This window comes from Pueribacillus sp. YX66, assembly GCF_041725775.1.
In the GTDB taxonomy this organism is placed as follows: domain Bacteria; phylum Bacillota; class Bacilli; order Bacillales; family UBA6769; genus Pueribacillus.
This window is the reverse complement of sequence record NZ_JBEUEL010000074.1, coordinates 1-1,547: the sequence shown is the minus strand read 5'-3', so window position 1 is coordinate 1,547 and position 1,547 is coordinate 1. Positions and strand designations below refer to the sequence as shown.

The 1,547-nt window shown below is 31.3% G+C and carries 2 protein-coding genes; both read right to left on the bottom strand.

All coding sequences use genetic code 11. The features are described from left to right. Window positions 1-65: 65 nt before the first annotated feature. A complete protein-coding gene (locus ABU914_RS15345; RefSeq protein WP_379670565.1) occupies window positions 66-728 on the bottom strand; it encodes a hypothetical protein in 663 nt (220 codons plus the stop codon). 1 nt (window position 729) lies between these two features. Beyond that, window positions 730-1,547: hypothetical protein (locus ABU914_RS15340; RefSeq protein ID WP_379670564.1), on the bottom strand; the 818-nt coding region annotated here is incomplete at its 5' end.

The following is a 1,547-nucleotide window of genomic DNA, read 5'->3' as shown; positions in this document are numbered from 1 at the left end:
GGATTTTCAGCCCCTTCCAAATAAGAAGTGTAAAATCTTATTTATCTAAAACTGTTAATTATATTTTATCGGTTAGAATAATTAGGAGTCTCTAAAAAAAGCAATGACGTAGGGATGATTTTGAAGCCTGCTATCCCGAAAATAAACAATAGTATATTTAAAACGTGTAATACAGATTGCTTTTTATATATTGCATAGAGGACACACATTATTAATTGAACAGTGAGTACAGTCAGTAGGAATAATCCTATTTGTAATAACAAAGCGATAAAAGGACTTGAAAAATTTGATTCCAGGGTATATAAAATCTCATTGCTTGACTCATTTACCTTTCCAATATCACTCCATTCCATTGAGAATGAAGTATTAACAGCAGTAGTAAGTATTGCTGCTAAAAATAAACCAATCAAATAGAGATCCATTAAAAATAGCCTTTTTGCCTTTGTGATAATCCAATTTTTATAGGAACCTAACCGTATAAGCCTTGTATAGTCAAAGGTACGATTAATGTAAATAGAAGATATAAACACAATCAACGGGAAAATATAATAGACCATTAAATAAGGGTCATTTAAAGGATTCAAAACAAAATCCCAAACGTTGGCCGTAATATGATTTTTTTCTTCTAAAAATTGAATATAATGTCTGTTACTAAAAGAAAATAAAATAATTGGCAAAGTTGCTACTATCCATTTCCATGAAACAATTTGTTCTTTTATGATTTTCATATTACTCAGTCCAAACTTTATTCTTTGATTTAATAAGAATAAGTAAGCAAACTATACTTGCAATCAATATTAGAAATGGAATAAATATCACCCATATTGGCTGGGCAGTGATCAAAAACGGAAACACTGAATAGACAGGCGAAAATGCCTCGATACCTAATATGCCTGTGACAAAGTTCATAATGAACCACCATAAAAAAGGAATCGTTAATGCAACAAACCGATTCGCCATACAAATGGATAGTAAATAAGCTATTGTTACATATAAAGCCCCATTGATAGCTACCCATAGAGAATATACTCCACCATACAGAAGTTCAGATTTTTCAGCCAAAAATCCGAAAGTTCCTACTGAAACAGGTTCATAAAAGTCTCTTTCGTATTGGATCATGTTAAGTATCGGGTCGAGGTATTCAATAAATAAAAACGGAATAAAGATCATTAAAAATGCTACAACCAACGTTACAATTCCATTGACTAATCCTTTGGCTAAAATATAGTCCGTTAACTTAACCCTTGGTTTCACATAAAGGAGAAAGTTATCCTTCTTTTCATTTGCATACGAACCTGCAAATAAAGGCACTAACAATATCGGGAATAATAATGCAATTGCAGAGCTACTAAAGAGTTGTGAATGAACCTCAAGAGGTTCGAAAAAAATATATGACCCATTCATAATAGGGATGACAATAATAAGTGGTAAAAATATTAATGCCATACTAAAAAGAATCAATTTTAAAGAGATGACGTAAAATATTTTGTGTAAAGGTCTTTTCAATAAAAAATAGGTAGGGTATCCTCGGAATTGTCGGATTCCAT

Bases quoted from the DNA above. Each gene is read 5' to 3' on its own strand.
- ABU914_RS15345 (WP_379670565.1), bottom strand. From the start codon at position 728: ATGAAAATCATAAAAGAACAAATTGTTTCATGGAAATGGATAGTAGCA.